Source organism: Streptomyces sp. NPDC127595, from assembly GCF_042671685.1.
Classification (GTDB): domain Bacteria; phylum Actinomycetota; class Actinomycetes; order Streptomycetales; family Streptomycetaceae; genus Streptomyces.
Genome location: NZ_JBHXWK010000009.1, coordinates 20,295 through 35,330 on the forward strand (window position 1 = coordinate 20,295; position 15,036 = coordinate 35,330).

At 69.1% G+C, this 15,036-nt stretch carries 14 protein-coding genes; 2 read left to right on the forward strand and 12 right to left on the reverse strand.

What is annotated here, in order from left to right:
* A complete protein-coding gene (locus ACFVKT_RS26810; protein ID WP_385735758.1) occupies positions 1-708 on the reverse strand; it encodes an MBL fold metallo-hydrolase in 708 nt (235 codons plus the stop codon).
* Positions 709-895: 187 nt separating this feature from the next.
* On the opposite strand from ACFVKT_RS26810, the gene ACFVKT_RS26815 reads away from it, so the two are divergent.
* Both ACFVKT_RS26815 and ACFVKT_RS26820 read left to right on the forward strand, forming a co-directional pair.
* Positions 896-1,717, forward strand: a complete 822-nt coding sequence (locus ACFVKT_RS26815; protein WP_385735760.1) for a peptidylprolyl isomerase — start codon at positions 896-898, stop codon at positions 1,715-1,717.
* Between the two features lie 133 nt (positions 1,718-1,850).
* On the forward strand, positions 1,851-3,080 hold the full coding sequence (locus ACFVKT_RS26820; protein ID WP_385735762.1) for a DUF349 domain-containing protein: 1,230 nt from the start codon (positions 1,851-1,853) through the stop codon (positions 3,078-3,080).
* Positions 3,081-3,156: 76 nt separating this feature from the next.
* On the opposite strand, the gene ACFVKT_RS26825 is transcribed toward ACFVKT_RS26820, so the two are convergent.
* The 11 genes from ACFVKT_RS26825 to pdxS all read right to left on the reverse strand — a co-directional run bounded on the left by ACFVKT_RS26825 (position 3,157) and on the right by pdxS (position 14,992).
* Entirely contained in the window at positions 3,157-5,700 is a 2,544-nt protein-coding gene (locus ACFVKT_RS26825; protein ID WP_385735764.1) for a RelA/SpoT family protein, read from the reverse strand.
* Positions 5,701-5,904: 204 nt separating this feature from the next.
* The gene (locus ACFVKT_RS26830; RefSeq protein ID WP_385735765.1) at positions 5,905-6,444 is read right to left on the reverse strand and encodes an adenine phosphoribosyltransferase; all 540 of its coding nucleotides are present in this window, start codon (positions 6,442-6,444) and stop codon (positions 5,905-5,907) included.
* Entirely contained in the window at positions 6,441-7,556 is a 1,116-nt protein-coding gene (gene secF / locus ACFVKT_RS26835; RefSeq protein ID WP_385735766.1) for a protein translocase subunit SecF, read from the reverse strand. The genes ACFVKT_RS26830 and secF overlap by 4 nt, the downstream gene beginning before the upstream one ends.
* 1 nt (position 7,557) lies before the next feature.
* Positions 7,558-9,324 carry a protein translocase subunit SecD gene (secD, locus tag ACFVKT_RS26840; RefSeq protein WP_385735768.1) on the reverse strand — a complete coding sequence of 589 codons (1,767 nt, stop codon included), beginning with the start codon at positions 9,322-9,324 and terminating at the stop codon, positions 7,558-7,560.
* 141 nt (positions 9,325-9,465) lie between these two features.
* Positions 9,466-10,017 carry a preprotein translocase subunit YajC gene (gene yajC, locus ACFVKT_RS26845; RefSeq protein ID WP_385735770.1) on the reverse strand — a complete coding sequence of 184 codons (552 nt, stop codon included), beginning with the start codon at positions 10,015-10,017 and terminating at the stop codon, positions 9,466-9,468.
* Between the two features lie 164 nt (positions 10,018-10,181).
* Positions 10,182-11,252: a Holliday junction branch migration DNA helicase RuvB gene (gene ruvB, locus ACFVKT_RS26850; protein ID WP_385735772.1), complete on the reverse strand. Its 1,071-nt coding sequence runs from the start codon at positions 11,250-11,252 to the stop codon at positions 10,182-10,184.
* 85 nt (positions 11,253-11,337) lie between these two features.
* On the reverse strand, positions 11,338-11,946 hold the full coding sequence (gene ruvA / locus ACFVKT_RS26855; RefSeq protein WP_385735774.1) for a Holliday junction branch migration protein RuvA: 609 nt from the start codon (positions 11,944-11,946) through the stop codon (positions 11,338-11,340).
* Positions 11,943-12,548: a crossover junction endodeoxyribonuclease RuvC gene (gene ruvC / locus ACFVKT_RS26860; protein WP_385735776.1), complete on the reverse strand. Its 606-nt coding sequence runs from the start codon at positions 12,546-12,548 to the stop codon at positions 11,943-11,945. The genes ruvA and ruvC overlap by 4 nt, the downstream gene beginning before the upstream one ends.
* A gap of 107 nt (positions 12,549-12,655) precedes the next feature.
* A complete protein-coding gene (locus tag ACFVKT_RS26865; protein ID WP_385735778.1) occupies positions 12,656-13,408 on the reverse strand; it encodes a YebC/PmpR family DNA-binding transcriptional regulator in 753 nt (250 codons plus the stop codon).
* Positions 13,409-13,459: 51 nt separating this feature from the next.
* Positions 13,460-14,062 carry a pyridoxal 5'-phosphate synthase glutaminase subunit PdxT gene (gene pdxT, locus ACFVKT_RS26870; protein ID WP_385735780.1) on the reverse strand — a complete coding sequence of 201 codons (603 nt, stop codon included), beginning with the start codon at positions 14,060-14,062 and terminating at the stop codon, positions 13,460-13,462.
* 6 nt (positions 14,063-14,068) lie between these two features.
* Positions 14,069-14,992 carry a pyridoxal 5'-phosphate synthase lyase subunit PdxS gene (gene pdxS / locus ACFVKT_RS26875; RefSeq protein ID WP_385735782.1) on the reverse strand — a complete coding sequence of 308 codons (924 nt, stop codon included), beginning with the start codon at positions 14,990-14,992 and terminating at the stop codon, positions 14,069-14,071.
* Between the last annotated feature and the right edge of the window lie 44 nt (positions 14,993-15,036).

The following is a 15,036-nucleotide window of genomic DNA, read 5'->3' on the forward strand; positions in this document are numbered from 1 at the left end:
TCACAATCCTCGTCGGGGAGCGTCCGTGCTCCCGAGGCCGGCGGCCACTTCCCGCAGATACGGGTTGGTGACGCGCTCCTGGCCGATGGTGGTCTGGGGGCCGTGGCCGGACAGCACCACGGTCGAGTCGTCGAGCGGCAGGCACACGCGGGCCAGCGAGTCGAGGATCTCGGCGTGGGAGCCTCCGGGCAGGTCGGTGCGTCCGATGGAGCCGGCGAAGAGCAGATCCCCGGAGAAGAAAACGGAGGGAATCTCCGTGTTCTCGGGCATCTGGAAGGTCACCGACCCCTTCGTATGGCCGGGCGCGTGCGCGACGGACAGCTCCAGGCCGGCCAGTTCCAGCCGTGCGCCGTCGGCCAGTTCGCGGACGTCGTCCGGCTCCCCCACGGTCAGTTCGCCCATCAGCGGCATCCCGATGGAACGGCCGAGCGCCTTCTCCGGGTCACTCATCATGTACCGGTCCTCGGGGTGGATCCAGGCCGGTACGTCATGCGCTCCGCACACCGGGACGACCGAGGCGACATGGTCGATGTGGCCATGCGTGAGGATGACCGCGACGGGCTTGAGCCGATGCTTCCTGAGCGCGTCCTCGACTCCCTGGGTGGCCTGATGGCCCGGGTCGATGATCACGCACTCCTCACCCGCGCCGGGGGCGACCAGATAACAGTTGGTCCCCCAGGCCCCTGCGGGGAACCCGGCAATGAGCACGATCGTCCTTCGTTTGTGGCGTACGAGGTCATACGGCGTCGTACGGGGCGGGCGGCTGTGGATCAGAGCCTACCGGCGCTGCCGAATCCTCAGCGAACCCATATACGGTACGGGGCACACGCAGGCGGTCGGCTCACAAGACGCACGCGTCCCACTTGACGTACGAGACGCATGAGGAGAAAACCCGGTGGTCACCCAGGAGCAGCGGCGGCGTCAGCTCGCCCGGGAGAAGTTCTTGCGACAGCAGCAGCGGCGAACTGCCGCACGGCGCAAGACACACGCACGCAACGCGATCATCGCCTCGGTCCTCGGCGTCATCGTGATAGGCAGCGTCGTGTCGTACGCGACCGGGGTCTTCAAGAACGACGACAAGGCGTCCAACGCGGCCGCGGAGGCGACCCCGAGCGCCTCGGCGCCCAGCGCGGCGCCGGATCCGTGCGAGAAGGCCGCCGCGGGCGAGGTGAAGACGGAGACCTGGAAGAAGGAACCGGCGATCACCATCGACAAGTCCGCGGACTACACGATGAAGATGGCCACGACCTGCGGCGAGATAGACGTCGCACTGAAGACGGCTGCGGCACCGCACACCGTGAACTCGTTCAGCTTCCTCGCGGCCAAGGGCTACTTCGACCACACGAAGTGCCACCGGCTCACCACGAACGGCATCTACGTGCTGCAGTGCGGTGACCCGACGGGCGCCGGCTCCGGCGGCCCCGGCTACACGATCCCGGACGAGAACCTGAAGGACAAATCCCTTACCGGCGGGGTGTATCCGGCGGGCACCATCGCCATGGCCAACACCGGCCAGGCGCACACCGGCGGCAGCCAGTTCTTCCTCGTGTACCAGGACAGTCAGCTACCGGCCAGCTACACACCGTTCGGAACTATTTCCAAGGACGGAATGGCGGTCCTCGAGAAGATCGCAGCGGCCGGTGAGAGCACCGGCGCGGGTGACGGAGCGCCCAACGCGACCGTCGTGATCAACAAGATGACCGTGACGAAATCCTGACCGCCAGCTGCGAAATTTCGGTCGCGCGGGATGCGGACAGCCGCCCTGCCGGTCGCCTATGTTGGCCGTTACGAAACTGTGGACGATGCCCGGGGGCGCTGACCTCTCGCAGGCATCATGTGGAGGAGGCGCTGTGAGCAGCGACCCGTGGGGCCGCGTCGATGAGACGGGGACCGTGTACGTGCGTACGGCCGACGGCGAGCAGGTCGTCGGTTCCTGGCAGGCCGGCTCGCCTGATGAGGCGCTGGCCTACTTCGAGCGCAAGTACGAAGGCCTGGTTGTCGAGATCGGCCTCCTCGAAAAGCGAGTGAAGACCACCGACCTGTCGTCGAAGGACGCTCAGACCGCCGTAGCCCACCTGCGCGAGCAGGTGGACGCGCACCACGCGGTCGGCGACCTGGCCGCGCTGCGAGAGCGGCTGGACAAGCTCGTCGAGACGGTCGACGCGCGCCGTGAGGAGCGCAAGGCGCAGCGGGCCAAGCAGTCCGACGAGGCGCGGCACTCCAAGGAGGCGCTGGTCGTCGAGGCCGAGGAGCTGGCCCAGAGCGACCAGTGGCGGGCGGCCGGTGAGCGGTTGCGGGCCCTGGTGGACACCTGGAAGGGGCTGCCGAGGCTCGACCGGAAGTCGGACGACGAGCTGTGGCACCGCTTCTCGCATGCGCGCTCGGCGTTCTCCAAGCGCCGCAAGGCGCACTTCGCGTCGCTGGACGCGCAGCGCGAGGACGCCCGCAAGGCCAAGGAGAAGCTGGTCGCGGAGGCCGAGGGGCTGTCGGCCTCGACGGACTGGGGTCCGACGGCGGCGCGTTACCGCGAGCTGATGACGGACTGGAAGGCCGCGGGCCGCGCGCAGCGCGAGCACGAGGACGATCTGTGGAACCGCTTCCGCGGCGCCCAGGACGTCTTCTTCGCTGCCCGCAGTTCGGTCTTCGCCGAGCGTGACGCCGAGCAGACGGAGAACCTGAAGCTCAAGGAGGAGCTGGCCGAGGAGGCCGAGAAGCTCGTCCCGGTGCAGGACCTGAAGACGGCCCGTGCCGCCTTCCGTTCCCTGAACGAGCGCTGGGAGGCCATCGGCCACGTGCCGCGCGACGCCCGCCCGAAGGTCGAGGGCCGGATGCACGCGGTGGAGCGGGCGCTCCAGGAGTCCGAGGAGACCGAGTGGCGCCGGACGAACCCGGAGGCACGCGCGCGTGCCGAGGGTCTCACCGGTCAGCTCCAGGCCGCCGTGGACAAGCTCCAGGGCCAGATCGAGACCGCGCGCTCCGCGGGCAACACCGCGAAGGCCGACAAGCTCCAGAAGGAGCTCGACGGCCGCCAGGCGCTGCTCGACCAGGCGCTGAAGGGCCTGCAGGAGTTCGGCGGCTGAACGCGGTCAGTCATCCGCTTCTACGTAGAGGGGCTCCCGTACGCAACGTACGGGAGCCCCTCTGCGTAGTGCCCGGTTACGGCCTGCGGGCCGAGGTGACGCGGTACACGTCGTAGACGCCCTCGACGCCCCGGACGGCCTTCAGGACGTGCCCCAGGTGCTTGGGGTCGCCCATCTCGAAGGTGAAGCGGGACGTGGCGACCCGGTCACGGGACGTCTGGACGGCCGCCGACAGGATGTTGACGTGCTGGTCCGACAGGACGCGTGTGACGTCCGAGAGGAGCCGGGAGCGGTCCAGAGCCTCGACCTGGATGGCGACCAGGAAGACCGAGGACTGGGTGGGCGCCCACTCGACCTCGAGGATGCGCTCCGGTTCGCGGGACAGCGACTCGATGTTGACGCAGTCGTTGCGGTGCACGGAGACGCCGCTGCCACGGGTGACGAAGCCGATGATGGGGTCGCCCGGTACCGGTGTACAACAGCGGGCGAGCTTGACCCAGACGTCGTCGACGCCCTTGACGACCACACCAGGGTCGGCGTTGGAGCGGCGTTTGCGGCCGCGACCGCTCGGGGACGGGACGCTCTCGTCGATCTCCTCGGTGGCCGCCTCCTCGCCGCCGAGTGCCTGCACCAGTTTCTGCACGACGCTCTGCGCGGCGACATGGCCCTCGCCGATCGCCGCGTACAGGGACGAGATGTCGGGGTAGCGCATCTCATGGGCCAGCGTGACCAGCGAGTCCCCGGTGAGGATGCGCTGGATCGGCAGGTTCTGCTTGCGCATCGCGCGGGCGATGGCGTCCTTGCCCTGCTCGATCGCCTCGTCGCGGCGCTCCTTGGAGAACCACGCTCTGATCTTGTTGCGGGCGCGCGGGGACTTCACGAAGCCCAGCCAGTCGCGGGAGGGGCCCGCGCCGGCCGCCTTGGAGGTGAAGACCTCCACCAAGTCGCCGTTGTCCAGGGTGGATTCGAGCGGCACCAGGCGTCCGTTGACCCGTGCGCCTATCGTGCGGTGACCGACCTCCGTGTGGACCGCGTACGCGAAGTCCACCGAGGTCGAGCCCGCCGGAAGCGCTATCACGTCGCCCTTGGGCGTGAAGACGAAGACCTCGTTGCGGGACAGGTCGAAGCGCAGGGACTCCAGGAACTCGCTGGGGTCCTCCGTCTCCTTCTGCCAGTCGAGCAACTGGCGCAGCCACGCCATGTCGTTGACGCCGTCCTTGTCCCTGCCCAGGGCCTTGGGCGCGTCGGTGCGCACCTTGGAGGCGCCGGCGGACGGCTCCTGCTTGTACTTCCAGTGCGCGGCGATGCCGTACTCGGCACGGCGGTGCATGTCGAACGTACGGATCTGCAGCTCGACCGGCTTGCCGTTGGGGCCGATCACCGTCGTGTGCAGCGACTGGTACATGTTGAACTTGGGCATCGCGATGTAGTCCTTGAACCGGCCGGGGACCGGGTTCCATCGCGCGTGCACCGTGCCGAGCGCCGCGTAGCAGTCGCGAACCGTGTCGACCAGGACGCGGATGCCCACCAGGTCGTAGATCTCCGCGAAGTCACGGCCGCGGACGATCATCTTCTGGTAGACGCTGTAGTAGTGCTTCGGGCGGCCGGTGACCGTCGCCTTGATGCGGGCCGCGCGCAGGTCGGACTGAACCTCGTCGGTCACTATGGCGAGGTACTCGTCGCGCTTGGGGGCGCGCTCGGCGACCAGGCGCACGATCTCGTCGTACATCTTGGGGTAGAGGATCGCGAAGGCGAGGTCCTCCAGCTCCCACTTGATGGTGTTCATGCCCAGCCGGTGGGCGAGCGGCGCGTAGATCTCGAGGGTCTCGCGCGCCTTCTTCTCCTGCTTCTCGCGCTTGAGATACCGCATGGTGCGCATGTTGTGCAGCCGGTCGGCGAGCTTGATGACCAGGACGCGGGGGTCCTTGGCCATGGCGACGACCATCTTGCGTACGGTCTCGGCCTGCGCGGCCTCGCCGAACTTGACCTTGTCGAGCTTGGTGACGCCGTCGACGAGGAGGGCGACCTGGTCGCCGAAGTCGCGCTTGAGGGTGTCCAGGCCGTACTCGGTGTCCTCGACGGTGTCGTGCAGCAGGCCCGCCATCAGCGTCGCCGGGTCCATGCCGAGCTCGGCGAGGATCGTGGTCACGGCGAGCGGGTGCGTGATGTACGGGTCACCGCTCTTGCGCTTCTGGCCGCGGTGCCAGCGCTCGGCGACCTGGTACGCCTTCTCGACCTGGCGGAGCGTCGCCGTCTCGATCTTCGGGTCGTTGCCGCGCACTATCCGCAGCAAGGGCTCCAGGACCGGGTTGTACGGGTTGGAGCGCTGTACGCCGAGCCGCGCGAGGCGGGCGCGCACGCGGTTGGAGGAGCCGCCGCCGGTGCGGGCGGGCTGGCCCGCGGCCGCCGGACGCACCGCCGGGGTACTCACGGGGGCGCTCGCGGGGCTGTCGAGCTCGGGAGGAGCCGGCTTGGGCCGTGGCTGCTCGGCCGCCTTGTCGTCCGGTGCGGACTGGGCGTGCTCGACCGGCCCGCGGCTGACGTCCTTCGCGGGCGTGGCCACGGGACCCGAGGTGGCTTCGGGCTTGGCGGCAGTGAGTGGCTGGGCCTCGTCTGGCAAGAGGGCTCCTCGTGCGCGTTCCGGGTCCCCCGGTCAGGCTCCGGACCCCCATGGTAGCGATCCTGGGCTTCGGGCTCTCTTTCGCCCGGTGAGACTCTTCGTACAGGAGAAACACCAGAGGCGGGCACCGGATTCCTCCGGGCCCGCCTCCGCGGTGTCCTACGGGTGTCCCAGGGCTTTCCTGAGGCCTTCCTCGCGGTGGCCTCAGAGCTGGAGCAGCGCCTCCAGCGGAGCGCCCGCGAGGGCCGGCTCCAGGCGGGCGCGGCCACCCAGGAAGCCGAGCTCCATCAGTACGGCGACGCCCGCGACCTCGGCGCCCGCCCGGCGGACGAGCTGGAGCGAGGCCTCGGCGGTGCCACCGGTGGCGAGAACGTCGTCGACGACCATGACGCGGTCGCCCGCGGCCAGGTCCTCGGCGTGCACCTCGATCTCGGCGGTGCCGTACTCCAGCTCGTACGCCTGGCTCAGGGTCGCTCCGGGGAGCTTGCCCGCCTTGCGTACGGGGATGAAGCCGAGCCCGGCGCGGACGGCGACGGGGGCGCCGAGGATGAAGCCGCGGGCCTCCAGGCCGACGATCTTCGTGGCACCGTGCCGCAGGCTGAGCTCCGCGAGGGCGTCGGTGAGCGCCGTGAAGGCGCCCGGGTCTGCCAGAAGCGGGGTGATGTCCTTGAACACCACGCCCGGCTTCGGGTAGTCGGCGACGTCGCGGATGCGGCTGAGCAGCAGCTCCTCGATACCGGTCATCGACGCTTCCCCGAAGGCCGGCCACGGCCCCGGTTGCGGGAAGCGGGCTGGTTGCGCGGGCCGACGACCGCCGGGGTGGCGTCCTCGTCCTCGTCGTCGAACTCCTCCTCGACGACCGGCTCCTCCACGGACTCGCCCTTCGCCGCGGCCTGGGCCCGCTTGGCGAGTACGCGCTTCCTGAGGGCCTTCATCTCCGGCTCGCGCTCCTTGAGGTCGGCGACGAGCGGCGTGGCGATGAAGATCGAGGAGTACGCGCCGGCCGCGAGGCCGACGAACAGCGACAGCGAGATGTCGTTGAGCATGCCCGCGCCGAGGACTCCGCCACCGATGAACAGCAGGGCCCCGACGGGCAGCAGCGCCACCACCGTGGTGTTGATGGAGCGGACCAGCGTGCCGTTGATCGAACGGTCGGCGACATCGCTGTACGTCCAGCGGGTCTGCTTGGTGATGTCCTTCGTCTGCTCCTTGAGGCTGTCGAAGACGACGACCGTGTCGTACAGCGAGTAGCCGAGGATCGTGAGCAGACCGATCACCGTGCCCGAGGTGACCTCGAAGCCGACCAGCGCGTAGATGCCGACCGTGATGGTGATGTCGTGGATCAGGGCGACGAGCGCGGCCAGAGCCATGCGCCACTCGAAGGCGATCGCCAGGTAGATCACGACGAGGATCATGAAGATCACCAGGCCCTGCCAGGCCTTGTTGGCGATGTCCTCACCCCAGCTCGGGCCGACCAGATCGGCGGCGATCTTCTCCGGGTTGACGTTCAGGTCCTTGGCGAGGACGTTCTTGATCTCGTCGGACTTGCCGGTGTCGATGCCGGCGATCTGGATGCGCAGACCGCCGTTGCCGAGCTTCTGGACGACCGCGTCATGACCGGAGGCCTCTTCGGCGTACGTCTCGGCCTGGCTGACCGAGATGCTGGTCTTCTCGGTGGTGAAGACGGCTCCGCCCCGGAACTCGATGCCCATGTTCAGGCCGCCGACCGTCAGGCCGAGGATGGCCGTGATGGTGATCAGGATCGAGAGGCCGTACCAGATCTTGCGCTTGCCGACGAAGTCGTAGCCGATCTCACCGCGGTGGAGCCGGGCGCCGAGGGTGCCGAGCTTCGACATCTCACGCCTCCTTCGTGTCGACGGGGGCGGAGGGACGACGGGTGCGGCGCAGTGGCGGCTTGGCGCCCAGTCGCTTCGGGTCGAGGCCGGACCAGGAGTGGCCGCTCGCGAAGAACTGCTTGCGGGCGAGGATCGTCATCAGCGGCTTGGTGAAGAAGAAGACGACGACCACGTCGAGCAGTGTGGTCAGGCCGAGCGTGAACGCGAAGCCCTGGACCTTGCCGACGGTGACGATGAAAAGCACCGCGGCGGCGAGGAACGACACGAAGTCGGAGACCAGGATGGTGCGCCGGGCGCGCGGCCAGGCACGCTCGACGGCCGGGCGCAGCGAGCGCCCTTCACGGATCTCGTCCCGGATTCTCTCGAAGAACACGATGAACGAGTCCGCCGTGATTCCGATGGCGACGATCGCACCACAGACCGCCGGCAGGTTCAGCGCGAACCCGATGGCCGGACCGAGCAGCGACATGATCACGTACGTGAGGACTGCGGAGACCAGCAGCGAGGCGATGGCGATGATCGACAGGCCCCGGTAGTAGACCACCAGGTAGATGACGACCAGGGCCAGGCCGATGCCGCCCGCGATCAGACCGGCGTGCAGCTGCTCGCCACCGAGCGCCGCGGTCACCGTGGTGACGCTGGACTCCGAGAAGCTGAGCGGCAGGGCGCCGTACTTCAGCATGTTCGCCAGGTCCTGCGCCTCGGTCTGGTCGAAGGTGCCGGAGATCTCCGCACTGCCGCCGGTCAGCGCCTGGCTGACGTACGGGTCGGAGACGACCTCACCGTCCAGGACGATGGCGAACTGGTTCTGCGGGGTCGTGTTCTGCGCGAGCTGGCCGGTGATGTCGGCGAACTTCTTGGAGCCACCGGACGTGAAGTCCATGGTGACCTTCCAGCCCGCGGCACCCTGGGTGTCGAAGACCGCGTCGGCCGACTTGATGTCCGTGCCCGACACCGCGGCCGGGCCGAGGACGTACTTCTGCCACTGGCCCGAGGAGTTCTGACCGCAGGCCACCGTGGAGTCGGTGGGCTTTGCACCGTCGCCGGCCGTGGCGCGGGCCGCCTTGTCGGTGCAGTCGAGAGCGGTGTACTCGGCCTGGAGCTTGGCGGTAGCCGCGTCCACACTTTCGGTCGCCGACGGCGTTGCGCTGGCTTCGGGCGTGGTGCTGGCCGAGCTGGTCGCCGACGGCGTGGTGTCGGCCTTCAGAGCGTCGGTGACGGCGCGGCCCTGAGAGGTGGCGGTGGCCGTCGGCGTGGCGGAGGTCGCCTTGTCTCCGGCCGACTCGGACGCGCTCGGGGACGGGCTGCTCGAAGCGCTGCCGGACGCGCTCGGGGACGGGCTGGCCGACGCGTCGGTCCCGGAGACCTCGGTGGCCAGGACGGGACGGAAGTAAAGCTTGGCGGTGGTGCCGACCTGCTCCCGGGCCTGCTCGGAGTTCGTGCCCTTGGGGATGTTGACGATGATGTTCTTGTCGCCCTGGGTCTGGACCTCTGCCTCGGAGACGCCAAGACCGTTGACACGACGGTTCATGATGTCGACCGCGGTGTCCATGTTGGTCTTGTTGATCGCGTTGGGCTGGCCCGGTTCGTTCTTCGCCGTGAGCGTGATGCTCGTGCCGCCGGCGAGGTCGATACCGAGACGCGGAGTGGTGTGCCCGGAGAGGAACATCCCCCCGGTGAGCGCCACGATGGCGATCAGGATGAGGGCCAGCGAGCGCCCCGGCCTGCTCTGGGCGCTCGCGCTCCGGCCCTTCTTCGGTGCTGCCACCTTCTCGTACTCCCTCTCGGGCCGCCTCACGCCGGGTGAGCGCGCGGGCGGCCATGACATGGTGTCGCGATTCCGTGCGAGGACCGCACATCCCCTGGGCGGCGGGGCGCGAGCGGATCGCGCCGCGGCCTGGGGGTGCGCCTACTTCGCGCCGGACTCGCCGTCGGTCTTCTTCGGCTCTGCTTCGTCGGCCTTGGCCTCCGCGGGCTCGTCGGCCTTGGCCTCCGCGGGCTCTTCGGCCTTCGCGTCGGCGGGCTCGGCGGCCGGCTCGTCCACGGCGTCCTTCTTGCCGAGGTCGATGGGCTTGTCGTCGGAAGCGTCGGAAGAGGCGTCGGCGGCGGGCTCGTCGGTCTCGGTGAGGGAGGACGCGTCGTCCGGGACGACGGTGCCATCGGACTTCAGGTCGTGCTCGACGCCGTGGACGATGCGGTTGTACTCGTCGTCGGACAGGACGGCGCCGATGGAGTTCTTGGCGAAGACAAGGTCTACACCGGGGGCCGCGTCAAGAAGAACCGTCTCCTCGTTGACCTCCTTCACCGTCGCGTACAAGCCGCCGATCGTGCGGACGCCGGTGCCGGGCTGCATCTCATTGCGCATCTGCGCGGCCGCCGACTGCTTGCGCTTGGCCGAGCGGGTCATCAGGAACATCGCCCCGATGAGCACGATGAACGGGAGGAGGGTCACGAGACTCACGGGTCGGAACTTCCTTCAGTCGACCGCGATGGTGAGCGGCCTGTTGGATGGGGGTGTGTGCACCGCCGACAAGGGCGGCATCGGCGGAGTCTAAGCGAGTCCGCACTGATGGAACAACGCTCAGCATCGCACCCGGGTTCCTTCCCCGCGCACGACCAGCGCCGTCACGCCCTGAACAGGTCCTGTTGTCCGTTTCCGCCGGTTGACTGGCGGGGCGGGGTGAGCCCGAGATGTGCCCATGCGGCCGGTGTCGCCACCCGGCCACGGGGAGTACGGGCGAGCAGTCCCTCCCGTACGAGGAAGGGCTCGGCGACCTCCTCCACGGTCTCACGCTCCTCCCCCACCGCGAGCGCGAGCGTGGACAGGCCGACCGGACCGCCGCCGAAGAGCTTGAGCAGGGCTTCGAGCACTCCGCGGTCGAGGCGATCGAGGCCGCGCGCGTCCACTTCGTACACGGCGAGAGCCGCCGAGGCGATGTCCTTCGTGATGAAGCCGTCGGCCTTGACCTGCGCGTAGTCACGTACGCGACGCAGCAGGCGGTTGGCGATACGGGGGGTGCCCCTGGAGCGGCCCGCGATCTCGGCGGCCCCAACGGTGTCGATCTCGACGTCGAGCAGGTTCGCCGAGCGGTGGATGACCCGCTCCAGCTCGGCGGGCTCGTAGAACTCCATGTGCGCGGTGAAGCCGAAGCGGTCGCGCAGCGGCGGTGGCAGCAGGCCCGCGCGGGTGGTGGCGCCGACCAGGGTGAAGGGCGGCAGTTCGAGCGGGATGGCGGTGGCGCCGGGGCCCTTGCCGACGATGACGTCGACGCGGAAGTCCTCCATCGCCATGTAGAGCATCTCTTCGGCGGGCCGGGACATGCGGTGGATCTCGTCAAGGAACAGCACCTCGCCCTCCTGGAGCGAGGAGAGGATCGCGGCGAGATCTCCGGCGTGCTGGATGGCGGGGCCGCTGGTGATGCGGATGGGGGCTTCCATCTCGGCCGCGATGATCATCGAGAGAGTGGTCTTGCCGAGTCCGGGAGCGCCCGAGAGGAGCACGTGGTCGGCGGTGGCGCCGCGCGCGCGTGCGGCACGCAGCACGAGGTCGAGCTGCTCGCGGACCTTCTCCTGGCCGATGAACTCGTCCAGGTCCTTGGGGCGCAGCGCGGCCTCGACAGCCTGGTCCTCGCGGTCGGCGGACGCTCCGACGAGCCGCTCGTCGGCGGCTTCGTCGGTCGGGTCGTCCCAGTTCATTGCGTGTGCCTCGCGGGTGATCGTAGGTGGGCCGGGTTCCGCTTCCGGGGTCCGGCCCGTGGCGTGGCCGCTCGGGGCAGCCGGGTCAGCGGGCGCGGTTCAGGGTCTGCAGGGCGGCCTTCAGCAGCCGGCCGACCTCCGGTGTGCCCGCGGTGGCCTCGGCCTGAGGAGCGACCGCGGAGACCGCCTCGTCGGCCTCCCGCGTCGCGTACCCGAGGCCGATCAGCGCGGCGTGCAGCTGGTCGCGCCAGCCGGTGCTGACCGGGGCGCCGATTCCGGTGCCGGTGCCGACGGGCGCGCCGAGCCGGTCCTTGAACTCCAGGAGGAGCTTCTGCGCCCCCTTCTTGCCGATGCCGGGGACGGCCATGAGCGCCTTCTCGTCGCCGGTGGACACCGCGCGGCGCAGCGCGTCAGGCGTGTGCACGGCGAGCATCGCCTGGGCGAGCCGGGGGCCGACGCCGCTCGCGGTCTGCAGCAGCTCGAAGGTCCCCCGCTCGTCGTCGTCCACGAAGCCGTACAGCGTCAGTGAGTCCTCGCGTACGACTAGGGAGGTGGCGAGCTTCGCGGGTTGCCCCATGCGGAGACCGGAGAGCGTGTTGGGCGTGCACTGGACGGCGATGCCGATGCCGCCGACCTCCACGACCGCCGAGTCGGGGGCGAGGGCGGCGACCGGGCCGCTGACGAAGGCGATCATGCGGTACGGCCTTTCGATGCGGGTGGCGACACGGGCTGGGATGCTGCTCGCGCTGCCTGTTTCGATGCGTGCAGGGCGTGGGCCTGCTGGAGCCGGTTCTGTACGACGGCCTGCTGGAGGCGGTTCTGGGCGGGCCCGCGCCAGATGTGGCAGATGGCGAGGGCGAGGGCGTCCGCGGCGTCGGCGGGTTTGGGGGGCGCGTCCAGGCGAAGGAGGCGGGTCACCATCGCCCCGACCTGGGCCTTGTCCGCCCGGCCCTGGCCGGTGACGGCCGCCTTGACCTCGCTCGGGGTGTGCAGGGCGACCGGAATGCCACGCCGGGCCGCGCAGAGCATGGCTACCGCGCTGGCCTGGGCCGTGCCCATCACCGTACGGACGTTGTGCTGGCTGAACACCCGCTCCACGGCGACGAATTCGGGCTTGTACTCGTCGAGCCACTGCTCGATGCCTTGCTCGATGGCGACGAGCCGCAGTCCCAACTCGGCGTCCGCCGGGGTGCGTACGACGCCGACGCCGCGCATGGTGAGGGGCCGGCCCGCGACACCTTCGACCACACCGACACCGCATCGCGTGAGCCCGGGGTCAACACCCAGTACCAGCACCCAAGCCCCCCTCTTTCGATCGCCTGTTTGTGCAGGCTATCGGGTGCCACCGACAAAGCGACGGGCCGACGGGGTGTGTCCCGTCGGCCCGTTGTGCTGTCAGCGGCTCAGGCGTCGACCTTCGCCATGACCTCGTCGCTCACGTCGAAGTTGGCGAAGACGTTCTGCACGTCGTCGCTGTCCTCGAGGGCGTCGATCAGCTTGAAGATCTTCCGGGCGCCTTCTTCGTCGAGCTCGACCTGCATGGTCGGGACGAAGTTCGCCTCGGCGGAGTCGTAGTCGACGTCGGCCTCCTGGAGCGCGGTGCGCACCGCGACCAGGTCGGTGGCCTCGGAGATGACCTCGTAGGAGTCACCGAGGTCGTTGACCTCCTCGGCGCCCGCGTCGAGCACGGCTCCCAGGACGTCGTCCTCGCTCAGTTCGCCCTTGGGGACGATCACGACGCCCTTGCGGTGGAAGAGGTACGACACGGAGCCCGGGTCGGCCATGTTGCCGCCGTTGCGCGTCATGGCGACGCGGACGTCCGAGGCGGCTCGGTTGCGGTTGTCGGTGAGGCACTCGATGAGCACCGCGACACCATTGGGGCCGTAGCCCTCGTACATGATCGTCTCGTAGTCGGCGCCACCGGCTTCGAGACCGGCGCCGCGCTTGACCGCGGAGTCGATGTTCTTGTTCGGAACCGAGCTCTTCTTGGCCTTCTGGATGGCGTCGAAGAGCGTCGGGTTGCCGGACACGTCGGCGCCGCCCGTACGGGCCGCGACCTCGATGTTCTTGATCATCTTCGCGAAGAGCTTGCCGCGTTTGGCGTCGATCACGGCCTTCTTGTGCTTCGTCGTAGCCCATTTAGAGTGGCCGGACATCTGCCTGTCTCCTTCGCGTAACCCAACTCTTTACGAACGCCAGAGATCCTACTAGGACCCTGGCATCCGGTTCGCGCGCACCATGTCGACGAACAGGGCGTGCACGCGGTGGTCCCCGGTCAGTTCGGGGTGGAACGAGGTGGCGAGCGCGCTGCCCTGCCGGACGGCGACGATGTGGCCTTCGTGCTCGGCAAGCACCTCGGTCTCGGCGCCCACGGACTCGACCCAGGGGGCACGGATGAAGACGCCCTCCACGGGGTCGCCCTCGACGCCCGTGACGTCGACCGACGCCTCGAAGGACTCGTTCTGACGTCCGAAGGCGTTGCGGCGCACGATCATGTCGATGCCGCCGACGGTCTCCTGGCCCGAGCGCGGGTCGAGGATCTTGTCGGCGAGCATGATCATGCCCGCGCAGGTGCCGTAGACCGGCATACCGTCCCGCACGCGCGCGCGGAGGGGCTCCATCAGGCCGAACAGGACGGCCAGCTTGGAGATGGTGGTGGACTCGCCGCCGGGGATGACAAGACCGTCGACCTCGGCGAGTTCCTCGGGGCGCCGCACCGGCCTGGCCACGGCGTCAGCCGCGGCCAGGGCGATCAGGTGCTCCCGTACGTCACCCTGGAGAGCCAGGACGCCTATGACAGGAGTGCTCATGGGTGACTACCAGCCACGGTTCGCGTAGCGCTCGGCCTCGGGGAGGGTGTCGCAGTTGATGCCGACCATGGCCTCGCCCAGGTTGCGGGACGCATCCGCGATGATCTTCGGGTCGTCGTAGAAGGTGGTGGCCTTCACGATGGCGGCGGCGCGCTTGGCCGGGTCGCCGGACTTGAAGATGCCGGAGCCGACGAAGACGCCCTCGGCGCCGAGCTGGCGCATCAGCGCGGCGTCGGCGGGGGTCGCGACACCACCGGCGGAGAACAGCACGACCGGCAGCTTGCCGAGCTCGGCGACCTCGCGCACGATCTCGTACGGGGCGCGCAGCTCCTTGGCGGCGGCGTACAGCTCGTTGTTGTCGTAGCCGCGCAGCCTGGCGATCTCGTTCTTGATCTGGCGCAGGTGACGGACCGCCTCGACGACGTTCCCGGTGCCGGCCTCGCCCTTGGAGCGGATCATGGCGGCGCCCTCGGCGATCCGGCGCAGGGCCTCGCCCAGGTTGGTGGCACCACACACGAAGGGGGTCGTGAACGCCCACTTGTCGGAGTGGTTGACCTCGTCGGCCGGGGTGAGGACCTCGGACTCGTCGATGTAGTCGACGCCGAGGGACTGGAGCACCTGGGCCTCGACGAAGTGGCCGATGCGGGACTTGGCCATGACCGGGATCGAGACCGCGTCGATGATCTCCTCGATCATCGTCGGGTCCGACATGCGGGCCACGCCGCCGTCCTTGCGGATGTCGGCCGGGACGCGCTCCAGGGCCATGACGGCGACGGCGCCCGAGTCCTCGGCGATCTTCGCCTGCTCGGCGTTGACCACATCCATGATCACACCCCCCTTGAGCTGCTCGGCCATACCGCGCTTCACGCGCGCGGTGCCGGTCGCAGTGGTTTCAGTGGGCTGTGCGGAGTTGGAGAGCGTGCTGGACACGGGTTGACCTCACTCGGTGAAAGAGGGTTTCTGCTCTACCGAGG

Bases quoted from the DNA above. Each gene is read 5' to 3' on its own strand.
- ACFVKT_RS26830 (WP_385735765.1), bottom strand. From the start codon at position 6,444: ATGACCGGTATCGAGGAGCTGCTGCTCAGCCGCATCCGCGACGTCGCC.
- secF (WP_385735766.1), bottom strand. From the start codon at position 7,556: ATGTCGAAGCTCGGCACCCTCGGCGCCCGGCTCCACCGCGGTGAGATC.
- ruvB (WP_385735772.1), bottom strand. From the start codon at position 11,252: ATGAACTGGGACGACCCGACCGACGAAGCCGCCGACGAGCGGCTCGTC.
- ruvA (WP_385735774.1), bottom strand. From the start codon at position 11,946: ATGATCGCCTTCGTCAGCGGCCCGGTCGCCGCCCTCGCCCCCGACTCG.
- ACFVKT_RS26865 (WP_385735778.1), bottom strand. From the start codon at position 13,408: ATGTCCGGCCACTCTAAATGGGCTACGACGAAGCACAAGAAGGCCGTG.
- pdxT (WP_385735780.1), bottom strand. From the start codon at position 14,062: ATGAGCACTCCTGTCATAGGCGTCCTGGCTCTCCAGGGTGACGTACGG.